Consider the following 22,532-nt stretch of genomic DNA (forward strand, 5'->3'; position numbering starts at 1 on the left):
GGCGTCGGCCGTCTGGTCGATCCTGACATGAACGATGTCTCCGCGCGCTGGAAAGCGCTCCGGTCCAGGAACAGTTGGCGAGTCAGGCACTCAACATCGCCAACGATGAGTCGAAGAGCATTTTTGCACTCTTCAGGTAGTCGAGTCGTCCGCGCCGAGACTGCCGTCTATGCCGAAGCGCCGTCGCGGATTGCCTCGAAGGAAGAGCCTTCTCAAATGCCTTGCGAGCACCGTAGGCTCACCAATCGCGGCAGCGATCACAGCAAAATCAGTAGGACCAAGGGAAACCGTAAAAGCGGCAGGCAAAGTGGCCGTACCGCCTGGCGCCGTCACTGAAACATCGGTTGAACCCGCGGCATTGGCCGGTGCGATGGCGGTGATCTGGGAATTGCTGACAACCACAATGCTGGCTGCTGCCACGCTGCCGAGCATCACGCTAGTCGTGCCAATGAGATGATTGCCGGTGATCGTGAGGGCTGTTCCACCCCTCGTGGAACCGGTTGCAGGAGAAATCCCCGTCAGGCTTGGTGGAGCAGGAGCGACAACAATTGTGTAGCTGGCCGAAGCCGAGCCTGAGGTTACAGCGGTCGCGGTAACGTTGATGGTGAAGGCACCATCTGCGGTTGGTGTTCCAGTGACCTTACCGGAAGCCTCGTCGATGATGAGGCCAGCTGGCAGCCCGGTAGCGCTGAACGTGATGGTGCCGACACCGCCGGCCGCGGAAATCGAACCATCGTTGTACGCGGCACCGACCACACCCGCGGTCAAGGCAGAGCCTTCAGCCGGTGTCAGGGATACAGGGAGTGGGGCCGCCGCGATCACGATGATATAGCTCGCGACGGCGACCCCCGAGGTTGCTCCAGTTGCAGTAACAGCAAGGGTGAACGTCCCAGCGGCCGTCGGCGTTCCGGTAATCTCACCGGTCTCAGGATGAATGGACAGGCCTGATGGCAGACCGGTGGCACCGTAGGTGATAGTGCCGGCACCACCAGACGCGGAGATCGAACCATCGTTGTACGCGGTGCCGACCACGCCCGCGGTCAACGCAGAGCCGTCGGCCGGTGTCAGGGATACAGGCGGTGGGGCCGCCGCGACGACGATGGTATAACTCACGCTGGCCGTGCCGGAGGTTGCTCCGGTTGCGGTAACAGCAACGGTGAACGTTCCATCGGCCGTCGGCGTTCCCGTGATCGCACCGGTCGCAGGATCAATGGACAGACCGGAGGGCAGACCGGTGGCACTGTACGTAATGGTTCCGGCACCACCGGTCGCGGAAATCGAACGATCGTTGTACGCGGCACCGACCAAGCCATTCGACAGGTTCGAGCCGTCGGGCGGCGTGAGGATCATCGAGGGAGCAACGTTCCAAGGTGTTCCACGGGTAAAAGCCAGATTGCTATTTCCTGCTATGTTGCTGATGGCATTTGCCAGAACATCAAGGCGAAGGGTGCCTGATCCGGATATATCGTCGACCCGGACGGTATAATGAACGTTGTCCGAGGTCTGGATTAACGCCAGCCTCCCGATAGCGGTGCCGGTCGATGTCAGCACCAGGTCGGAGCCGGTAAAACCCGTGACGGCTTCGGAGAACGTGACATCAAACGTCACGCTGACGGCGCCGGACGCAGGGTCGCCGATCACCCCGGTTGAAATAACCTCAGGTCGCATAGCTGCTGCTTCGACTATAAGCGTATAGGTCATCGCTTTCGAATGGGCACGCGCGTTAGCCGCCTGAACGGTGAAGGTGAAACTACCCGTTTCCGTCGGCGTTCCCGACAGTTCACCGGTATCGGCCAGCGTCACACCTGCGGGCAACGTGCCACTGGTCAGCGTATAGACAAAATCCAGATTGCCGCCCGTTGCGGCGATCGTCTGATTGAAGGCGACGCCGATTGTTGCGTTGACCAACGTCGCAGGCGAAATGGTAATTTCCTCAAAGCTGAAAGAAATCGAGCAATTCGACGTGATGGGATTGGTGTACCATGCAGCGCCCACAGCATGAATACCGCATCCGCTGGGCTCACGATATGTCGCGGCCGCATCCGGTGAGACGTTCCAGAATGCTATTATCCGCTCTTCGGAAACTTCCACAGGACTACTGATCGTCGTCTGGGGATCGTCATTGAAGGTGACATTGATAACACGGCCCGGGCCGTTGGATGACCAGGAAACCGTGTGGTCCTGGGCGGGCGCCGCAATCACCCGGACTGTCTGTGTAGCCTTTTGCGAGTCGTTGAAGTTGGCGTCTCCCATATGTTGGGCGCTCACCACGCAATCACCAGCATTCAGAAAAGTGACAACACCGTTGGAAACAGTGCATATGTCGCCGCTTTCCACCTTGACCTCGACAGGCACGCTCTGGCTTACGCGCATCGCGTGAGCGGTCACATCATATGTCTGACCGACAATTGCCTGCCTAGGTGGAATTGTGTCGAAATAGATGCTTTGGTCGGCCTTGGCGATATCGATGACAACGCCACTGCTGATGCCGGGCTCATGGTTCTCGTCCCCGGAGTAAACAGCGGTGATGATATGCTGGCCAGCGCCAAGCTCATTGGTGGTGATCGTTAGACTGGCCCCATTGCTGGTATCGAACGAAACTGTGCCAATCCTTGTATTTCCATCCATGAAGGCAATTTCGCCGTTCGGTTTGCCGCTCGTCCCTATGACGAGCGCCTTAATTTCCACCGTCTGGCCGTAAACTCTGCCTTTCGGCAGTTCGTCCACCAAGACGATCGAAATTGCCTTTGTGATTGTCAGCGTCGCCGGCCTTGAATAGGCGCTCTCACCGTCCTTGCTGACGACAACGCGATATCGTGTGCCGGTTTCGCTGACGCGGACGGGCTTGAAGGTGTATGTACTCTCGATGGCACCTGGAATTGTCGAGAAATCATGCCCGTTGGTACTGACCTGCCATTGATAAGTCGCATCGCTAGCGCTGGTCGCGACGGAAAACGTGACGATTTGCCCGGCCGCTACCGTCAGGTCCTGGGGTTGCTGCGTGATAGCAGGAGGGGCGGCTTGCGCTGGCGAGCCGCACAATAGCATGAGCGTTACCAGCAGAAATACTGACCAGCCGCGTCTCAGAGTCTTCCACGCCTGTGCCGAATCCCAGCGCGCTCCATGGAGGCTTTGATTTTTAAAGAAAAAGGTCTCAGTCGGGATCATACGAATAAGAAGCTCAGTGGGAAATAAGAAGAAGCGCAGCCTTCATTGATGCACTTGAGTGGCCCCCGCGGAACGAACCGGCGCCACCAACGATCGCCACCATGGCAGGGGCCTGCCGCCGGCCGGCGATCGTCAACCCGGCAAGACCCGACGGCCTTGAAAGCCTGATAATGCTCGCAAGCCTACGAGGGGGCGTTCTTTCAACCTCCGTCGCCTTCGTCATCTCCGTCCGTCGCCACTAGAATTTTACGCCCAGACCAATCTTGACGGTCTGCTGGTCGACATCGACGTTGATGCCCTGCAGGTCTTTATCCCCGTAGTCGCTGTACCTGTATTCGGCGCGGCCGAAGATGTTGCTGGTGAAGGCGTAATCCAAACCGGCGCCGACCGTGTAGCCGTTGAACGTTGCTTCCTCTTTGCCCAATCCCGGCACATCGACATAGCCACGCGTCGCCGCCCAACCGGCTGTGGCATAGATGAGCGCGTGATCTAAGGCATAGCCAACGCGTCCCCGCACCGAGCCTGCCCAATCGGTGCCGAAATCTGCGCCGAAGATTTTCTGTTCGTTCCAGTTGTATTCGAGATCGCCTTCAACGCCGATGATGAGCCTATTGTCGAATTGATAATTATAGCCGGCGAACCCACCAAAGAGGCCGCCATTGGCATCTTCGGATCCGGCGATGCCGAAGCCGGAGAATTCACCATTGGCCCAACCGCCGCCGCCCTGAACACCGAGATATGCTCCCGACCACACAAAGGTCGACGCATCGACAGCAACAGACCGTGCGCTATTTTCGGGAGCTACATCAGCAGCCATTGCCGTAGATGCGGTGAGCACAAGAATGGCAGGTAGAAGGAATGTTCTCATGTGGTCGGCTCCGATTCCGTGCGAAACTATCGTTGAATTGACGGCCCGCCGGACTGGCAGGCAGCCATCGTGAATTAACGTCGCCGAGGAGCGACGTCCCGTGGTGATGGCAGCGTGAAGGCTTCCAGCCCGCGCCAATTGCGCCCAGACAATCAATATTCCGGAGCTGATGGTAAGTATGAAAAAGAGCGGCCGCGTAAATCTATCCCAGCGCGCAAACGGCACCGTTCAAAATAATCACATTACGCAAAAGTCAGCTGGCTGCCTGCGAGCGCATGCGGCAACTACCAACGTCCCCATTGGGAAGCTCGGTCGAACCAGTTTTGCGATTCGCTGATCCCGGCCATCCGATATCTTTGCGCTACGGCCGCCCGCGCCTCGCGCGGCGTGATGCCGTAAAGGCGCTGAAAAGCGCGCGTGAAATTGTGAGCGTAGGTAAAACCGTGTTCGAGACCGATTTCTCCAATGGATCTGTGTGCCTGAGCGGGATCGCGAAGGGCCCGGCGCGCCATTTCCAGGCGCCGCTCCTGAATATAGGAGGCAACGCCGCCATCTTTTGAAAAGAGATAGGCGAGCTTGCGCAATGACATCGTGAAGTGTGCTGCAATCTGAAAGGGCGACAGATCAGGATCCAGTGCATGAGCATCGATATAACGGCGGATCGTTGCCAGTTGCGCCCCGGCTATTCCGCGCATCGTATCTTCTCTCGGGACACCATTGAGGGTGGCGGCGACAAGTTCGAGCGTCGGCGCTACCAGCGTCGCCGCCTGCTTCTCGTCGAGTTGCGGCAATAGCCGGAAAAGGCTGTCGATGTGGTTGCGGAGCAACCCGACCATCGGCTCATGAGCCGCGAGGACTCGCATATTGTGGTCATCGGGGTTGATCAACAATCGCGCCAGCAGTGGGCGGGGGACGAAGAGAGTAAGATTGCAGAAATCGCTTGCTGATCCCGCATGGGCCTGCGCCGCGTCATGAACGATCATGTCTCCCGGCCCGGCGTAAGCTTCTTCTCGTCCGTCATGGCGTCGCCAATGACCATCGATGAAGAACTGTATTTCGAAGTGGTCGTAACCGTCCGCGCCGATGCGATAGTTGGAACGACTAAGTTTTTGGGCCACGCTAACACAGTGTGTAAGCAACAGGTCTCCGAGGCGAAATGTACAATGTGCGGTATGAAATTCATTTGCCTGGAAAATGTTGAAATCGTAGAGCGAACCGGCTGATTCTTCCCAGAATGCGAGAGCTTTCTTTAGAGGGATCGCGCGCGTATCCGTTTTGAACAAAAGCGTGGGATGCTCTTTTTTGGTCATCGCTCTTCCAGTTTCTCTCCACAGCAGCATCAGAATACGTCTTCATCAACATCCTAGGGTATCTGCGCGGCATTGCCCTACAAGTGTCTCACGGGTCTTGGAAAGAACCATTTGTAGGTCGCAGATCGATCATCTTACAAGTCCTGTCGATTGCCGAGTTTCCCCGTCAGCATTTGGCACGGATGATTATATGGCTCTGTTGCCAATTTTTCATTTTGGTTATGAAGTGCCAACTCATCCGCTTATTTCCTAACGACAGAGGAGAGTGCGAATGCCGTAAAGGTATCCCTTACGCCCGGAAGTTCAGAGATCAGTTGCCAGCTCTGGCGGATACGATCGGCGGGACTCTACCCGTACCAGCAGATCAAAATCGACCGCCATCACATCGCAACCGACGACCACCGGAATTTTTCGCAAAGCGTGGATGACCTCGCCACCCTTCATGCGATCCTGGCGGTAGACAAAAATCAATGCGGTGGTGATGTGGCTGTCGTTTCCGCCACCGTTAGTGACGATTGTATAATCCTTGATGAAGCCTTCGCGTTCAAGCCGTTCTATCCGAACGCGAACAGCATTTCGCGACAGATTGACTTTACCTGACAGTTCCGCATGAGAGGCACGCCCGTGGGATTGCAAGGCGCAAAGTACCCTTGAACCCGATTTGGGTAGGCTGTTTCGATTGTTGGAGCAAGTTTTAGGCTGATTACACAGTGCCTACAGTTGTCTTCTCGTGCGCTGGTGTCCGTGTCCGCGGCGCTCCGCACACGGTTCTTGAAGAGTTCTCGATCAGATGGATGCCACCGAGATCCAAGCGGTGGCGTAGACGATGGTCGGCATGGCACATGCTCATCGAAACTGAAATCGTAAAAAGAGCTGCAGCGCCTGAAGTTACGAGTTTTCCAACTCTTCCAGCAGCGTCAGCGAAAATCGCAGGCTGCTTGTGGTGCGAGACGCGGTGCCTCATGGCCATTCCTACGGCATTTTACTGCTTGGGAGCAGCCGCGACCGCATAACCGGCGTCCTGCCATTCCGGAAACCCGCCAGCGAAATGGAAGATGTGCGTGTAGCCCCAAGCAACGGCCTTTGCGGATGCATATGCGGAATAGGGACAATGTTTGCCGTGACAATAGAAGGCAACGTCTGACTGCTTGCCCGCCACCTTGGCAAGGCTCTCCTTCGATAGATCAGTGACAAGGGACAGATTGATGGCCCCAGGAACATGGCCGTTGGCGTAGTCTGGCGGGGCCCGTACGTCGACGAAAGGCACCCCGCTGTCACGCAACACCTTGGCTTTCGCAGCGTCAACTTTCGTTGTGCCGTCCACAGTTACTTCGCCGTGGGTCATCCTCATGAACTGGACGTAGTCGTCCAGAGCGAGATCGGTCCCTGCGCCCTCGGGCACTCCTGCTTTCCGTAGGCCCTCCTGCACCCGTGCAATGTACGGTCTATGATAGTTGAACGCGATGCCGTACCAGTCCCACGCGCTTTCTTGGACCGTGAGCGGATCGTATGCGGCGGACAGGGCGATCTCGTTGTATTTGGCGATTGCGGCCTCAACGCCGTCGGTGCGGCCGAGGTGCCCAAGACTAGATACCAGCGTCGCGTAGTCCGCGTGGACGGCCGACTCTTGTTCCATCACCCGCTTCAGCGTGTTGACCGCATCTTCGTATTTTTCTTGACAGAAGAGTGAGATAGCCAGCATGCGAAGCGTTCCGGGTGCAAAACGGGGGTCGAGGCGCATAGCCAGGCGCGCTTGCTGTTCGGCCTCGTCGGCGTGCCCGGTCGCGTTGAGAATCCGCGCCTTGCTGATGTGGTTGTCCGGATCGTTCGGGGCAAGCTCCATCGCACGATCGATGGCGACGAACGCCTCGTCATAGCTTCCCTGCTGCGCAAGCAATTGGGATGAAATCGCGTAGGCAAGCGACGTCGGCTTCTCCATTGCTTTTGCCAGGTTTCTGTTCAGGCTCTCGTAGGCGTGCTCCCAGCCAGCACCTGCGGAAGAAAACCAGAACGAGAGGCTAATTCTCCAGTTGGCTGCGGCGAGCGATGCGTAGGCGCGGCTATAGTCCGGATCGAGCTCTATCGCCTTCTCGAAGAGAGCAATCGCCTTCAGGGTCTCTTCTTCGTTGTCATGGCGAAGATGATCCCATCCTCGGAGCAATGCATCGTAGGCTTGCGGGTTGCTGGTTTCCGCTTCGCGCGCCGTGACCTGTTCCGCACTCGTCAGCTTCACCGCGAGCGCGGCCACGATCTGGCTGATGACCTTGTCCTGCAGCCCGAAGACCCCCTTTATTTCACCATCGTAGCGATCGGCCCAAAGGTGATGTCCGCCGACGGCATCGATCAGTTGGGCATTGACTCGAACCTGATTTCCGTCGCGACGTACGCTGCCCTCCAAGACGTATCTGACGCCCAGATCTTCGGCTACCTGCTGCACGTTCGCGGGTTTGCCTTTATAGGCGAAGGTGGTGTTCCGCGAGATGACGAAGATGCCGGACAGCTTCGATAGGTCTGTGATCAAGTCTTCCGTCATTCCGTCTGCGAAATAGGCCTGCTCGGGATCGGAGCTGAGATTATCGAACGGAAGGACCGCTATCGACGGCTTGTCGGGGAGGGGAAGCGCCATCCGAGCGACTGACGCAGTTCCGACACTGGTCTTCCAGGGGCTTATCCATAAAACAGGGGTCGCCACTAAAAGAACCAGGGCAACCGCGGCGGTAATGCCCCGATTGCGATGGCGCTGGTTCTTGAACCACCAACTGCGCGTATTTCCATCAAATTTGACGCGATAGACACGCACGGGTCGCGCAATGTTTTTCACATGCTGCTCGCCCATAAATTCCAGTGGCAGCTCGAGCTTGCCTTGCAAGTGATCGAAAGCCGTGCCGGATACAAAAAGCCCTCCTGGCTCACATAGTTGCTCCAGGCGAGCAGCGATGTTTACGCCATCGCCCAGCAGATCATCCGCATCCACCACGACGTCGCCGAGATTAACGCCCATGCGGAAGAGCAGGCGGTGGTCGCCCGGGATATCCGCTTGGCGTGCTGCGACTTGCCTCTGGAAATCCACGGCACAAAGGACAGCATCCACGACCGAACCAAATTCCGCGATCGCCCCATCGCCCATGAGCTTCACGATCCGTCCGTGATATTCCGCCAGCAACGGGTCGAATACTTCGGCGCGCAACGCTTTCATCGCGGCCAGCGTACTGGCCTCGCTAGCTTCGATAAGGCGCGAATAACCAACAATATCGACGGCGAGAATTGCGACCAGCCGCCGCTCGGCATGATCTGCTCCCATGGCCACTCTCTCCGGAAAAACGAAGAAAGCCCCGCTGTTGGGTCTGGTCCCAGACGGAAACTTCTCAGCCTCCCAGTCGAGCGAAGTCTACTCCCGATTCATCGTTCGTGCGATAGCCATTGCCTGCCGCGGGGCCGGGGACATGTCTGCGCGTCCGGCCGATTGTGAAGTCGCGATTCATCAAGATCGGTACCCTCGACAGCTGGCCATGGAGTGCGCGACCCGGGTCGTCATTCTTCGGCCGGACGGGAAGCTGGTCGGCGGGCGCAGAGGCGTGGAGCGACGGCGCGAAGGCCTGAGTTCCAGCGACGAATGGAAACGCAAGCGCCTGCATCCGCTCGTGTCCTACGGCGCGATCGGGGCCCGTCGTGCGCTTTCCGCGATATCTGGAAGTTCAGCTGTCAGTGCGATGATCTGACATTTGGATGTTGGCTTGTGCCATCAACCCGAAGAAATCTCCAAGCCCTTCTTTCAATAGAAGAGTCGGCGCAAAACGAGCTTCGCTTCGAGGCATTGCGAGGCACTATCTGCAAACGCACAGTCGATTTCTCGAATGTGCCTAAGGGCTTCTGCCCTTGCTCGTTCATTCACTTGATTGACGGATAACGTCTCAGATGTCCCATCCCTGTTCTCGACCGTGCACTCCGTTCCATAGCAGAACGTCGTTTGCGCCTGGGCGGCACCAAGTATCAAAACGGTGAGCATTATTCCCATGGCGGATCTTGATATGTTGATCACTGTCATCCCCATTTGATCGTTTCAAGACAGTTTTCTTCGGTCTTGAGAATACATCACCACGCCTTCGGCGGCCAAGGGCCGCCAATGGGAGTAAGCACGGACTCGACGCGAAGCTACCCGCCCATCCGCTTTGCTGATCGATGATCGCCAGGAACAAGTATCGGTGCAGGTCGGCAATATCATCGGGCATTCGTCGTTCGCTCGGATCGAGGTAGCCGAACACGATCGGCCATCAAGTGGGCTGGAGAGCGTAAGACGATATCGTATCTGCAAGGGCTCTCAGTTTGGCACTGATTTCGCGAGCCTGATGCTCAGTCAGTGCAAATTGGAGTGCAGATACGTCTGTGTTATCAGGATTGACGCTGAACTCGAGCCTAAGGAAGATGTCGGCTTCGTTGTTGATCAGCGTTGCGGCCTTCCAGCCGACGACCGGTGATACTCTGACGCTGCCGCGCCCGTCCTTGTTCCAACCATTCATCGTGTTGCAAACCTCCGGCTGAGGAAGTCAGATTAAAGCAAAACAATGACAGGTTGTCGACTGCCGCCACGAATTCACGATAAGGCAGGCTGATGCTCTGGCAGCCTGGCCGCACCGCTCGTTGCCACTTGGACGTTTTGTCGCTCACCGCGGCGCCTTCGGATTCTACAGCGCGCAATCAAAAGTTGTTTCCCTCGTCGGCTCCGCTTCTCAGCCCTTAAGAAAGAAATTGATGCGTCACCCAGCGAACGTTGAAGCTTACACTGCGCAATCTGGAGCGTAACGGCTTCGTCCATTATTTTCCCGAAGTGCCGCCGCGTGTCGAATATGAGCTGACCGAGATTGGCCGCGGGGCTTTGCGCGCCCTTGAAAGGTTCAACTTTTGGGTTCGTGATAATCTGCACACCATCCAGGATTCCGTCGCGCTTACGACGATACCAAGTAGTTAACCCGCTTGCGGGCAGCTTTCTCGCTGTGGGCGTGTATCTCCACGCCATGAACCATCGGGCACGAGTGCTTGTCGACGCCCAGTGCAGCAATCTGGGAGTAGGCTGTCAGACGTAGCGAACCGCTTCGGCCCTCGTGCTGGCCCGTTTGGACAGCCAGAAGTAAACACGGAGATAGATCGTCACGCCGAGGTGGAAAGGACAGCGGTGGCGAGTACCTCCAGACGTATTCCGTCGGAAAGAAGATCGACGACGACGGTGGCACGGATCGGGTAGGGCGCTGAGAAAAACTGCCGATAGACCCGATTCATGCCGGCTGCGTCGGCCTTGTCTGTGAGATAGGCCTGGATCTGCACGACATCGGCAAGCGTGCCCCCGGCCGCCTCGAGCGCCTGCTGCAGATTGAGGAACACCTGGCGCGCCTGCGTTTCGATGTCGCCGGTGATCAGTTCGCCCGTCGTCGGGTTTTTCGCAATATGGGCGGAGCGCACGATAGGGCCCGACTTGACCGTGGCGCTCAAAGGCGCCTTTGACGCAGCGATGCCGGTTTCGACTTTCTCAAACACAATCCGCTCCCTTATGTCTTGTTGCTGAGAACGGCGTGGGCGAGGATTTCGATGCGAAGGCCTTCAGAAAGTAGCTCCTTCACCACCACGGTCGCACGTACCGGATAGGGCTCCCTGAAGAACTCGGCGTAAACTTTGTTCATGCCGGATGCATCCGATCTTTCAATGAGGAAAACCTGAACCTGCACCACATCGGCCAGTGTGCCGCCTGCGGCACGGATCGCGATGTCGAGATTTCCCAGTGTTCGGCGCGTCTGGGTTTCAATGTCGCCGGTGACGAGGTCGCCGTTCACCGGGTCCTCCGATATGTGGACCGACCAGACGAGATTGCCGGCACGCACGACTTCGCTGATTGGCACGTCGCAAGGGTCTGATCCGGTATCGATGGCTTCAAACATTTTGTTCTCCAAGGAAGTAAGGCTCCTCATTCGGGTCGCGCTTCGAAGTGGGTCACGAACTTCGTGTTGAGATAGCCGTCGAAGGTTTCAACTCCGCCTTCGCTACCATAGCCGCTGTCGTTGATGCCACCGAAAGGCGTTTCGGGTAACGCCAGACCGAAGTGATTGATGCTGACCATCCCGGCGGCAAGCGCTTGCGCTGTGTGCCGGGCTCGACTGCTCGAAGCGGTGAACACGTACGAAGCCAGGCCAAAAGAAAGGCTGTTGGCGCGGCGGATCACGTCTTCAAAACCAGAAAACGGTGTGACGATCGCAATTGGACCGAAGGGCTCCTCGTTCATCAGTTGCAGAGCCTCACAGCCGCCGGCGACGACCGTTGGTGCATAGAAGAAGCCGGTATTGCCGATGCGACTGCCGCCGGTCACGATCTCGGCCCCCCGGTCGCGAGCATCCTGTACGAAGCCTTCCATGGCCGTCACCCGGCGGGCGTGGCAGAGCGGTCCCATCTGCACCCCTTCGTCAAAGCCATTGCCAACCTTCGTTGCGGCCACCTTGTCGGCGAAGCGTGCAAGGAAACGGTCATACGCTGTTGCCTGAACGTAGAAGCGGGTCGGCGAGACGCAGACCTGTCCGGCATTGCGGACCTTTTGGACGGCAAGCGCGTCGGCAGAAGCTTCAATGTCGGCGTCGTCGAAGACGATTACGGGAGCGTGGCCGCCAAGCTCCATCGTCGACCGCTTCATGTGCCGGCCGGCGAGCGAAGCGAGCAGCTTGCCGACCTCGACAGAGCCCGTAAACGAAATCTTCTTCACCTCAGGGGCCGCCAGCAGCGTCTCGGAAATATGCGAAGACGATCCCCAGACAATGTTGAGGCAACCGTCCGGCAGTCCCGCCTCCTGCATGAGCCGGCCGATCGCGACCGTGGAGGAGGGCGATTCCGCCGGGCCTTTCAGGATGATCGTGCAGCCGCTAGCCAGGGCCGCCACGACCTTGCGTAGCGCCTGGCTGAAAGGGAAGTTCCAGGGGGTAAAGGCAATGCAGACGCCGACGGGCTCGCGGGTGACCACCTGTTGCACACGCGGATCGCGCGAAGGGACAAGGCGACCGTAAATGCGTCGCGCCTCCTCCGCGTGCCAATCGGCATGGTCGGCCGCGAATCGAATCTCTCCGATTGCTTCTGCAAGCGGTTTTCCCTGGTCCATCACCATGCTTCGGCCGATGTCTTCGACATGCTTGCGGGCGAGTTCGGCGAAGCGGCGCAGAACCTGTCCGCGGTCAAGCGGCGAGCGGTCTTTCCAGCTATCGAATGCACGCTGCGCGGAGGCGACGGCCGCCGCGAGATCGACGTCAGTAGCATGGGGCAAATGGCCGATGAGCGTACCGCTGGCAGGTTCGATGACCGCGTCCCGCCGCTCGGTCTCATAGATCCAGCGGCCGTCGATCAGCATGCCGAGCCGTTCATAACAATGTGGCGGACGGTTGGAGATGGCGATCTGCGGCATCACGCGATGTAGCCTTGGCTGCGCGCCCACGAAAGCGTGTCGTCGAGGGCCAGCTGCATGCGGGTCATGAGATCGTCGATCTGCATCTTAGAGATGATCATGGCCGGGCATAGGCTCACCATGTCGCCAAGACCGCGAGTAAGGACGCCGCGCTCGGTTGCGAACTTGCCGGCATGGTTGGCGACCTGCCAGGCGGGCGGAAAGTTCTCCTTCGTTCCCTTGTCCTTGACGAATTCGAGGCCGGCCACAAGACCAACACCGCGGGCCTCACCGATCAGCGGGTGTTCGCCAAGCTTGCGAATGCCCTGCTGGAAGCGCGAGCTGACGGCGCGGACGTGGGAGACTATGTCGGTTTCCTGGTAAATCGTCAGTGCCTCCAGCGCGACGGCGGCCGCGACTGGATGACCGCCATAGGTGAAGCCGTGCGAAAAGGTGCCGATCTTGCGGCTCTGGTCGACGAGGACGTCCGCGATCTTCGCGTTGATCATCAGCGCAGAGATCGGCATGTAGGCGGCCGAAAGCTGTTTTGCGCAACTGATCATGTCCGGGTTCAGTCCGTAGGTTTCTGACCCGAACATGTTGCCGGTACGCCCGAAACCGCAAATGACTTCGTCTGCGACCAGAAGGATATCGTACTTCTTCAGGACCGCCTGGAGCTTTTCGAAATAGGTCTTCGGCGGTGTGATCACTCCCCCAGACACCATGACCGGTTCGGCAAAGAACGCCGCCACCGTTTGCGGGCCCTCTTCAAGTATCATTGCCTCAAGGTTGCCGACTAGCCGGGTCGCAAAGTCCTCCTCGCTCTCGCCGGGTTCGGCAAACCGCCAGTAGTGCGGGCAGTCAGTGTGCAGGATATTGGCGATCGGCAGATCGAAATCGCGATGATTGAACGGCAGGCCCGTGAGGCTGGCGGTGGCGACCGTTACGCCATGGTAAGCCTTGCGGCGCGAAATGATCTTCTTCTTCTCAGGTCGTCCGACCGCATTGTTATAGTACCAGACAAGCTTGATCGCCGTGTCGTTTGCCTCGGAGCCGGAGCCGGCGAAGAAGACCTTCGACATCGCAACTGGGGCCATTTCAAGCAGCTTCTCGGCGAGACGGATGCCCGGTTCCGTCGATTTGTGGGCGAAGGAATGGTAAAATGGCATCGTCTTCAATTGCCGCGTCGCCGCTTCCACCAGTCGCTGCTCACTGAAACCGAGACCGGCGCAGAAGAGGCCCGCGAGACCTTCGATGTAGCGCTTGCCTTCATCATCGATCACGTAGATCCCTTCGCCGCCAGTGATTAGATGCGGCCCCACCTCCTGGTGAACCGCAAGGTTGGTGTAGGGATGGACGAGGTTTTGCCGGTCCAGGGCGTGGAGGGAATTGGGGCGGTCGTTCATGGCAAGCTCCAGGGTATGCTTGAATTGCTTGGCGATTGTCAGGCGATGACGTGCACGTCTTCGCTACGCCAGGTGACGTGGCACTCCGAGGCGCCGTCGAGTCTTCGTGCATCGACGCCGGGCACGCGCATGCGGATCGCTTGGGTGCCGAGCTTGCCGACGACCAGAAGGTTGTCGCCGTAGTTGATGGTGCTGTCGATCTTCATCGCCTGGCGCCCAGCCTCCGCCCGGACAGCGAGACGGATCATTTCCGGACGCAGCAGCAGCTCGGCCTTAGTGTTTCGGTCGCCACCTGCAGCCTTCGTGTCGACGACGCCGACTGGCGTCTCGAAACGGCCACCGCCAAGCGAAGTGGCGGCAATGATGTTGCTGTCGCCGATGAAGGAGGCGACGAAGCGGCTCTTCGGCGCGAAATAGATCTCGTTCGGAGTGCCGACCTGCTCGATGCGTCCCCCTTTGAAAACGGCGATCCGGTCCGACATGGTCATGGCCTCGGACTGATCGTGGGTGACATAGACCATGGTGACGCCGAGATCGCGGTGGATGCGCTTCAACTCCACCTGCATGTGCTCGCGCAGCGCCTTGTCGAGTGCGCCGAGCGGTTCGTCGAGCAGAATGACATCTGGCTGGAAGACGAGCGCCCGTGCAAGGGCTACGCGTTGTTGCTGGCCCCCGGATAGCTCGGAGGGGACACGTTTCTCGAAACCCTGCAGGCCGACCTTCGCCAGCGCCTCGCGCGACCGGCGGTCCTTCTCCGCCCTCTCCACGCCCCGCATGCGCAAGGGGAAGGCGACGTTGTCGGCAATCGTCATGTGCGGGAAGAGCGCGTAGTTCTGGAAGACCATACCGATGTTGCGCTTGTGCGGCGGTAGTTTGTCGATGGCACGCTCGCCGAGCCGGATTTCGCCGCTCGTCGGATGCTGGAAACCGGCAATCATCATCAGTGTGGTTGTTTTGCCGGAGCCTGAGGGTCCAAGGAAGGAGACAAATTCGCCGGCCTTGATGTCGAGCGACACGTCGTCGGCCGCCATATGCTTGCCGTCGTAGCTCTTGTTGACACTGCGGAGTGTGAGGGAACGGGCGTTCATGGCTTTGCTCCTTGATCAGGATGCCGCGGGAGCGGTGTTGGTGGCGCCGTTTTCGAGCGGCTGACGCGTGAAACCGGACCGGCGGCGCAGGAATTGCGGTGCAAGCCAGATTGAGATGCCAGCCAGAACAAGCAGGAAAAGGAATGAAGAGGCTGCCGAGATCGTCGGATCCGCCTCCTGGCGGACGGCATTGAACATCTGGCGCGGCAGGGTTGCCTTGTCGCGGCCGGAGATGAAGAGCGCGATAACGGCTTCATCGAAGGATGCGATAAAGGCAAAGAGGCCGGCAACCGTGAAGGCGGGACGCAAGATCGGAAAGGTGACCAGCCGGAACGTCGTGAAAGGCGATGCACCCAGGCTCATGGCGGCCCGTTCGACGGATTGGTCGAATCCTTTGAGCGCTGCGGTCAGGATCAACGTCGCCATGGGCATGGCGATGCAGCTATGGGCCAGGATGACGCCCAGGTAGCTCTGCACGAGGCGCAATTGACCGAAATACATGTAGTACCCGAGCGCCATGACGATGGTTGGCACGATCATTGGCAGCATGATCAAGAGATTGAACAATCCACGTCCGAGGAAAATGTGCCGCACGAGAGCAAAAGACGCGGGGATCGCAAGGCTGAGCGTCACGAAGACCGTACCGATGCCGATGATGACGCTGTTGACCAGCGGCTCTGTCCAGTTCGGGTCGGAGAAGAAATTGATGTAGTTCGCGAGCGTATAACCCGGCGGCGGGAAAGTCAGCGAGGCTGCCGAGCTGAACGACATAGGAATGACGATGAACATCGGCGCGGCAACGAAGACGGCGATGAGGAGCGCAAGGGCGCGGAGGAACGGGTTCATCGGCCGCCTCCTGCCCAAAGCCGGTCGAGACCGAAGAAACGGTTGTAAAGCGCGTAGACGGCAAGCGTGAGGCCGAGCAAGACGATGGAGATCGCCGAGCCGAGACCGAAATCGAGCGTCTGCTCGATCTGGTCGCCGATGATACCGGCGATCATCTGGTCGCGCGGGCTGCCGAGCAGGACAGGCATCACATAGAAGCCGAGGCAGGTGATAAAGACAAGCGTGCAGCCGTTGACGATGCCAGGTGCCGAGAGCGGTAGGTAGACCGCAACGAAGGCCCGAAGTGGGCTCGCACCGAGGCTTTCGGCAGCGCGGACATGGAGAGGATCGATGCGCTTCATGACCGAGAAAAGCGACATGGTCATAAAAGGGATGAGCGCATGGGTCATGGCAAGCGTTGCACTAAAGGTGGTGAAGAGCAGCTTGGGCGCCGGATCCCAACCGAGCCAGGTAAGGAGTGCTGTGACCGGTCCCTGGTTGCCGAGGATGACCATCCAGGCATAGGTGCGCACGAGATAACTCGTCCAGAATGACAGAGCGACCACGGTCAGCAGGAAGGTTGCGAAGCGTTTCGATCCGTTCGCGGCGGCATAAGCCAGAGGATAGGCGAAGAGAAGCGCAATGGCCGTGACAAGGAAGGCGGTCCTGAAGGTCTGGTAAATGACGGACGCAAACAGGCCCGAATGCAGGAGACGGCCGAAGTTCTGCAGGCCAAGAGCGGGCTGCGAGACGCTCATCCAGCCCACATAGGCAAGCGGTACCAGGAACAACCCCGCAAGGAAAACCGCTGCCGGGGCCATCAGCGGTATCGGCCCCTCCGCAATGGGCGAAAACGATCTCTGTTTCATGTCACTGCTCCCTCATGCCGTTCACCTGTTTTCAGATCCTCCCGGTTCCGCTTGTTGCTGAACCGGGAGGTTTGGATCAAAGACCGACCCAGCTCTCGAAGCGGCTGCTCAGCTCGTCGATCTGGGCCGTCAGCTTGGCGCCGTCGAGCATGACAGCGCGGGCGAGGTGATCTGGATAGGTCGGCATGGTCTTGGCCACGTCAGCCGGAATGAAATCGAACGACTTCGGGTTCATCGGGCCATTCTGGTCGGCGATGCAGAACTTCGCGAGGCCCTCGGCATTCTGGCCGATATGGCTGATCAGCTTGAAGCCGTTTTCGGCCCTCGGACTGTCCTTGGCGACGATCCAGCACGCCTGGTCGACGATCGCCTGATCCCAAACGATCTCGATCGGATCCTTGGAAGCCTTCTTGGCGCCGGCAGCATCGCTGTCCCAGAGGCCCGCCATGTCGACCTCGCCGTCGGTCAGGATCTGGCGGGCCTGCGGGCCTGCCGTCCACCAGACGCGAACGTTGTCCTTGACCTTGTCAAGCGAGGCGAAGGCGCGGTCGAGATCATAGGGGAAGAGTTGGTCGGGGGAGACGCCATCGGCGAGGAGCGCGATGGCGAGAATGCGGGCGGCATGGCGCTGCAAACTGCGGTTTCCCGGGAACTTTTCGACATTGAAGAAATCGGTCCAACTCCTCAGGCCGTCCGGGTACTTCGCCTTGTTGTAAGCCAGCTGCGTGGCGAAGCCGTGGGTCGACAGGCCGTTTTCATAGATCGCGCCCTGCCACAGTTTCGAGGTGTCGACGTGGTCACCGAGCGTTTCCAAGAGGCCGGCGGCATTTGCACGAGCGACGTCTGCAACGCCGAGCGTGGTGACGTCGAACTCAAAGACGCCAGTCGTCTTCTGTGCTGCGAGCTTGGCAAACGAGATCGGCGAGACCGTGCGGATCTCGATACCGGTATCGGCTGTAAAGGGATCGAAGAGGAACTTCTTGACGGAGGCTTCCCAGTCGCCGCCCCAGGTGTTGACATAGAGTACATTTTCTTCAGCGCTTGCACGGCGCACGAAAGGTAATGCGAGCATTGCGGCCCCGAATAGGCCTGCACCGAGTACTGCGCGTCGCGAGACCGGCATTGCCGATGCTTTCTTGAACGTGTCCATTCGTTGTTCTCCTTAGTCGAACGGTCGTTGATTGCTGTTCCTCGTGGCCGCTCGCCTGCCGGCGGCGGCCCTTCTTTTGTTGGAGTCCGTTTCCGGATCGATCAGTCGGCGCGGAAGACCTCGCCATAGAGGCGCAGCCAGTTGTCTCTGAGGATCTTGTTTGCCTCTTGCTGGTTGAACCCGACGCGCTTGAGTGCGGGCGCCACGTCCTGAAGGTTTTCCGGCTTCAAGAGCCATTCCGGCTTCGGCACGGCGCCGGGAGTTGAAGCCGAACCCGCGCCGTACTGGACGGAGCGTGTCCAGCGGCCCTTGCGCATCCAGTCGTAGTCGCGCTGGCTGTGGTTGTGGGAAATGTCGGTACCGATGCCGACATGATCGATGCCGGCAATGTCGACCGTTCGCGCCACCATCTCGCACCAACCATCAACGCTCGCGCAGGCACTTTCGGGCGTAATGTTGCGGTAGGCGACGCAGCCGATGACGCCTCTGCGTTCCGCGAGTGCCTTGATCACCTTGTCGGACTTGTTGCGCTTGTGCGCAAAGAGCGAGTCCGCGTTGGCATGGGTGATGGCGACCGGTTTTTCGGACCATTCGATGGCGTCAAGCGTCGTGCGGTCGCCGACATGAGAAAGATCGACGAGCATGCCGACGCGGTTCATCTCGCGTACAACGTCCCTGCCAAATCGGGCGAGACCGCTGTCATTCTCCTCGTAGCAGGAGCCGCCAAGTTCGTTCTGGTTGTTATAGGTGAGCTGTACGACACGCACGCCGAGCTCGGCGAAGAATTCCACATAGGCGATGCGGTCTTCGAAGAGGTTGGAGTTCTGATAACCGAGCACGATCGCAACCTTGTTCTCGCGCCCGGCGCGCTCGATATCGGCGGCTGTGCGGGCAATCAGGATGATGTCGGCGTTTTCACGTTCCATGTCGCGCCAGCGAGCAAGGGAATCGAGCGACTCCATCGTCCCCTCCCAAAAGCCAAGTGTCGGCGTGACGGCGCTGTAGCCGCCACGTTTCAGGGCTTCGAAGGATTCGCGGTTGAAATGGCCGCATTGCAGAGCATCGATAATCATGGTCATTCCGTTCAATGTTTGGCGGAAACGGCGCTATTGGGCGCGTCAGCGAGAAGCAACGAAAAGTCCGTCTCGTCCTCGTCCTGGCGGCCGATGACCTTGCCGTCGGCCTCAACGATGATCGGTCCGGCATGGCGGCGTGAAAGATAGGAGTCGGGTGCGAGCGCCTCTGCGGAGCGATGGTAGAGTTCCCACCAGAGCGCGGCGTCGACATCGACCCCGTCGCGGCGGATCTTGTCGAGCAGGGCGATTTCATCGGCATCAGTTGCGGGCGTGACGGCGATCGTCGCGCGATCGGCGCCAACAGCGACTATTGCCTTCAAGCCGAAGCGCTGCGCCAGCGCCTCGATGACCCGCAATTCGCCGATGTCCGCAGCGTTGCGCACGGTGACGATGCCACGGCCGCCGGTCTTCAGGATCTCGACCGCCAGCTCAAGGGCGGCATCGGCGGCAAGCCAGGCATGTTGGCCGCCGCAGTGAATGACAGGGTCATCCGATCCCTCGAGTGAAAGTGCGCTGGGGGTGGCCTTGCTGATCGTCTCAAGCGTTGCGGGCAAGCGGGCAAAGCCGCCGAGGGCGGCCGAGTAGACTGCGCAATCGCGAAGGGCCGGAACGAGCCCGCTTTCGATGCGCGTGACCTGGAGCAGGCGCTCAAACACCATGCGCATCTCGCGCAGGCTGACAGTCATGGAGGTCGCAAGATTAGACTGGCACGTGCTCACAGGTTTGGCTCCGCAGGATAAAACCACAACTCGTCGGCGCTCCCAGAAGCAATGTCTTCGGGAATGGGCGCGCCATGGAACAGAACGCCACGCAAGTTGCGATCGAGGAAGTCGCGTGTCTTGTCGATGCCGTGGATACCGACATTGAGAAGGCGGGTGATATGAGCTGGCGTGAAGGAGCCGCTCATGATGTCTGCATGGGGCGAATGCAGGCTGGTGCCGGCAAGGGCCTGGACACGGGTGACGATGGCCCTGTGCTGTGGATGGGCGAACAGGAAGCGGGCTGTGCTGAGGTTCGGGTCGGCCGCCGAGAGGTCGCGGTCAAGGGCTACGACGAGACGTGGCAGGTCGAGGCCGAGATTGACGACATTCTGACCGACCTCCGTTGCAAGGCCGCGGCGCGGTTCTTCGGCGGTCACGGACTTGTACCAGACGTAGCGCTCGGAGGCCGGAACCTCCAGATTAAGCTTGAAGGCCCAGGCGTAATCGTTGCGTATCAGGTCGCGCAGTCGGTGAACCGGCATTTCCGGTCGCCCCGTCAACTCCTCGTCGATGACCAGGCCGTCGACCAGGGCATCGGCCTCGTCGGGCACCAATTCGATCAGGAGCGAATGAAGAGTTTCCATAGCTTCCGCATGGACGCGCCCCTCAAGCGAGGCCGCAAGTTCTGCGAAGGGCTCGGCCTCAAAGCGGTTGCCCGCCTGCCAGCGTTGCAGAAGGTCGGCGACAGCGCGCCGGATGATCTGCAATTCTTCCGCAAGCACGTCGGAACGCGTGAAGTTTTCGTAGGCAGCACGATCCTGCGTGCGGAAGGTGATTGCCTTGTCGACGAGGGTCAGCAGCTTGGTGATCTGTGAGCCCGCGTCGTCGGGGAGTACAGCCTTAGCGCGCGCAATGGCCTCTTCGCGAATGAAAAGCCAGCGTTCGATCAGCCGCGGGTGGTTGTTGACGAATAGCATCAGGCCGAGTGCCGAGCCGTTGCCGACGCCGAGGAAGCGGCGAAGGTCCTTGGCCATGTCCGGCGCCTGCGGCGAACCGAGGCGGACAAGATGCTGCAACAGGTCCTGAGCGAAGACACGCATCATGTAGGCGCACAGCATCTGCGCAGCGAGCGACCAGCGCAGTGGGTGGTCCGCTTCATAGGCAAGGAAACTCTTCGTTCCAAACGTGCCGTTGCCGTCGAGACCGGTGTTGCGCATGAGATAGCAGGTCTGTGCAAGTTCAGCGACGTCTGGCTGCCGTCCCGCTGTCAACGCCTGGCGGGCACTCTCGAAGAAGCGACCGCTGCGATTGGAGCGGCACCATATGAGCGTGCCGGGTGTGGCGCGCCCCTCGTAAAGTTTGGGAAGCTCATTGCGCGTGGTCTCGAAATCGACCTGGCTCAGATCGCCCTCGATCAATGCGCCCATCATGTCCCAGGCCCGGCCGATGATCCGACCGGTGCGACCATGGGGCGAAGGCTCAAAAGAAAAGACGGGGAAGCTGAAGCGCCAGCTGCCAATATCGATGCGGTATTCGGCAACCCCGTTACCCTTCTCATCGATCTCGAAGCGCTTGCAAAGGATCTGCCAGCGACCGCGGATTGCGTGGCTGAGCAGCGCGCGCGATGCGCTGACGCGCGACGGCTGGATGGCGGCCAAGCGCTCAGGCGCCATCATTTCGCCGGCTGAACGCATAAGCCGCGCAATGCGGCACGCGTCCTGCGCCGGAGCAGGTCTTCTAAGGGCAGTCATTTATTGGTCTCCTCGCATGCGCCCCGAGCTCGCCGCCGCTGCCGCAACGACGATCCCAGCGCATTTTTCAGTATCAAAACCTTGGAACGGGCCCGAAAGGGCCAGTGCGCCGATGCACTCGCCCTGCGCGTCTAGGATGGGTGCGGCGACCGCCGAGACAGTGCGCGGGCCTTCGACTTCCGAAATGGCGTATCCCTGCTGGCGAACCAGCGTCATCATGTCATCGTCCGGGAGGCTGACGCCTTGCGCACGCAGTCGCTCAATGATTTCTGGGCGCGCGTGCGAGGCGAGCACGCGGCCGAAGGCTGTCCTATCGAGCCTGAGATGCGCACCAACCTTGAGGTCGGCGCGAAGAACGCCACGAGATTCCACCCGCCGAACGATAACGGCATCCCTGCCATCGAGGACTGCGAGCGAGGCCGTTTCACCGCTTTGCGTCACCATTTCCTCGAGAACGCCCGCAAAACGTGCGCCGAGATTGGACTGCTCCAACGCCATGGCCGCGTGGCTGACGACCCGCAGTGTCAGCCGGTAGCGGCCATCCTGTGTCTGTTCGATCCAGCCGGCCTCGACCAGCGTGACGAGGCGCTGATGGGCAGCGCCTCGGGCTTCTCCGAGCTGCTTGGCGATGTCGACCAGGCGCATCGGCTCTGCGGCGGCCGCGACACAGTCGAATGCAGTAAGTGTCTTCAGCACGGATGAAAGGGGGCGAACTGCCATTCGAAATTTCTTTCTTTTTTCTATTGTCCAACAATAGAAGACGGTGTATGGTTATGTTGGACGATAGATTGATATCTGTCAACTTGGGATTCCTGTGGCCGATGAAAAAATCTGCGCCCGGCCGCGCGCACTGAAATGACCAGGCCCTATTGGTTTGAATTCATGCCTGGCTTAGAAACCTGAGCATCAGGA

The 22,532-nt window shown here is 59.3% G+C and carries 19 protein-coding genes and 1 pseudogene; 2 read left to right on the forward strand and 18 right to left on the reverse strand.

All coding sequences use genetic code 11. The features are described 5' to 3' along the window. Positions 1-132: 132 nt before the first annotated feature. From C6558_RS27685 to C6558_RS27705, 5 genes and pseudogenes are all read right to left on the reverse strand, one after another. Positions 133-3,168, reverse strand: a complete 3,036-nt coding sequence (locus tag C6558_RS27685) for a putative Ig domain-containing protein (protein ID WP_107028008.1) — start codon at positions 3,166-3,168, stop codon at positions 133-135. Positions 3,169-3,406: 238 nt separating this feature from the next. Further along, complete coding sequence (locus C6558_RS27690; RefSeq protein WP_057208224.1) at positions 3,407-4,036, reverse strand: outer membrane protein; 630 nt, start codon at positions 4,034-4,036, stop codon at positions 3,407-3,409. A gap of 284 nt (positions 4,037-4,320) precedes the next feature. Beyond that, positions 4,321-5,346: a helix-turn-helix domain-containing protein gene (locus C6558_RS27695; protein ID WP_057208226.1), complete on the reverse strand. Its 1,026-nt coding sequence runs from the start codon at positions 5,344-5,346 to the stop codon at positions 4,321-4,323. A gap of 242 nt (positions 5,347-5,588) precedes the next feature. Then, a pseudogene (locus tag C6558_RS27700) lies at positions 5,589-5,982 on the reverse strand (Lrp/AsnC family transcriptional regulator). A 346-nt stretch (positions 5,983-6,328) separates the two neighbouring features. Then, positions 6,329-8,647 carry a rhodanese-like domain-containing protein gene (locus C6558_RS27705; RefSeq protein WP_057208228.1) on the reverse strand — a complete coding sequence of 773 codons (2,319 nt, stop codon included), beginning with the start codon at positions 8,645-8,647 and terminating at the stop codon, positions 6,329-6,331. Here C6558_RS27705 and C6558_RS27710 point away from each other — a divergent pair. Further along, positions 8,646-9,065, forward strand: a complete 420-nt coding sequence (locus tag C6558_RS27710; protein WP_107028009.1) for a hypothetical protein — start codon at positions 8,646-8,648, stop codon at positions 9,063-9,065. The genes C6558_RS27705 and C6558_RS27710 overlap by 2 nt on opposite strands. Positions 9,066-9,617: 552 nt before the next feature. Here C6558_RS27710 and C6558_RS27720 read toward each other — a convergent pair. Next, positions 9,618-9,863, reverse strand: coding sequence for a hypothetical protein (locus C6558_RS27720; protein ID WP_057208234.1), 246 nt, complete (start codon positions 9,861-9,863; stop codon positions 9,618-9,620). A 251-nt stretch (positions 9,864-10,114) separates the two neighbouring features. Between C6558_RS27720 and C6558_RS41490 the strand changes: the two genes are divergently transcribed. Further along, on the forward strand, positions 10,115-10,312 hold the full coding sequence (locus C6558_RS41490; RefSeq protein ID WP_107028010.1) for a helix-turn-helix domain-containing protein: 198 nt from the start codon (positions 10,115-10,117) through the stop codon (positions 10,310-10,312). Between the two features lie 179 nt (positions 10,313-10,491). Here the strand turns inward: C6558_RS41490 and C6558_RS27730 are convergent, their stop codons facing one another. From C6558_RS27730 to C6558_RS27785, 12 genes are all read right to left on the reverse strand, one after another. Then, a complete protein-coding gene (locus tag C6558_RS27730) occupies positions 10,492-10,875 on the reverse strand; it encodes a RidA family protein (protein ID WP_057208236.1) in 384 nt (127 codons plus the stop codon). 11 nt (positions 10,876-10,886) lie between these two features. Then, positions 10,887-11,273 (reverse strand): RidA family protein, encoded by a 387-nt coding sequence (locus tag C6558_RS27735; RefSeq protein WP_057208238.1) that lies wholly within the window; start codon positions 11,271-11,273, stop codon positions 10,887-10,889. 26 nt (positions 11,274-11,299) lie between these two features. Next, on the reverse strand, positions 11,300-12,775 hold the full coding sequence (locus C6558_RS27740) for an NAD-dependent succinate-semialdehyde dehydrogenase (RefSeq protein WP_057213565.1): 1,476 nt from the start codon (positions 12,773-12,775) through the stop codon (positions 11,300-11,302). Next, positions 12,775-14,160, reverse strand: a complete 1,386-nt coding sequence (locus tag C6558_RS27745) for an aspartate aminotransferase family protein (protein ID WP_057208242.1) — start codon at positions 14,158-14,160, stop codon at positions 12,775-12,777. Before C6558_RS27745 ends, C6558_RS27740 begins: the two co-directional genes overlap by 1 nt. A 38-nt stretch (positions 14,161-14,198) precedes the next feature. Beyond that, a complete protein-coding gene (locus C6558_RS27750; RefSeq protein ID WP_057208244.1) occupies positions 14,199-15,248 on the reverse strand; it encodes an ABC transporter ATP-binding protein in 1,050 nt (349 codons plus the stop codon). Between the two features lie 15 nt (positions 15,249-15,263). Continuing rightward, positions 15,264-16,094, reverse strand: coding sequence for an ABC transporter permease (locus tag C6558_RS27755; protein WP_057208246.1), 831 nt, complete (start codon positions 16,092-16,094; stop codon positions 15,264-15,266). Beyond that, entirely contained in the window at positions 16,091-16,942 is an 852-nt protein-coding gene (locus C6558_RS27760) for an ABC transporter permease (RefSeq protein ID WP_057208248.1), read from the reverse strand. Before C6558_RS27760 ends, C6558_RS27755 begins: the two co-directional genes overlap by 4 nt. Before the next feature lie 76 nt (positions 16,943-17,018). Beyond that, positions 17,019-18,092: an extracellular solute-binding protein gene (locus tag C6558_RS27765; RefSeq protein WP_107028011.1), complete on the reverse strand. Its 1,074-nt coding sequence runs from the start codon at positions 18,090-18,092 to the stop codon at positions 17,019-17,021. Positions 18,093-18,193: 101 nt separating this feature from the next. Further along, positions 18,194-19,165: a membrane dipeptidase gene (locus tag C6558_RS27770; protein ID WP_057208295.1), complete on the reverse strand. Its 972-nt coding sequence runs from the start codon at positions 19,163-19,165 to the stop codon at positions 18,194-18,196. Between the two features lie 11 nt (positions 19,166-19,176). Then, complete coding sequence (locus C6558_RS27775) at positions 19,177-19,887, reverse strand: hypothetical protein (protein ID WP_107028012.1); 711 nt, start codon at positions 19,885-19,887, stop codon at positions 19,177-19,179. Then, on the reverse strand, positions 19,884-21,620 hold the full coding sequence (locus C6558_RS27780; protein ID WP_057208253.1) for a hypothetical protein: 1,737 nt from the start codon (positions 21,618-21,620) through the stop codon (positions 19,884-19,886). The genes C6558_RS27775 and C6558_RS27780 overlap by 4 nt, the downstream gene beginning before the upstream one ends. Then, the gene (locus C6558_RS27785) at positions 21,621-22,340 is read right to left on the reverse strand and encodes an IclR family transcriptional regulator (RefSeq protein WP_057208256.1); all 720 of its coding nucleotides are present in this window, start codon (positions 22,338-22,340) and stop codon (positions 21,621-21,623) included. Positions 22,341-22,532: the final 192 nt, after the last annotated feature.

This window comes from Ensifer sp. NM-2 (assembly GCF_003024455.1).
Classification (GTDB): domain Bacteria; phylum Pseudomonadota; class Alphaproteobacteria; order Rhizobiales; family Rhizobiaceae; genus Ensifer; species Ensifer canadensis.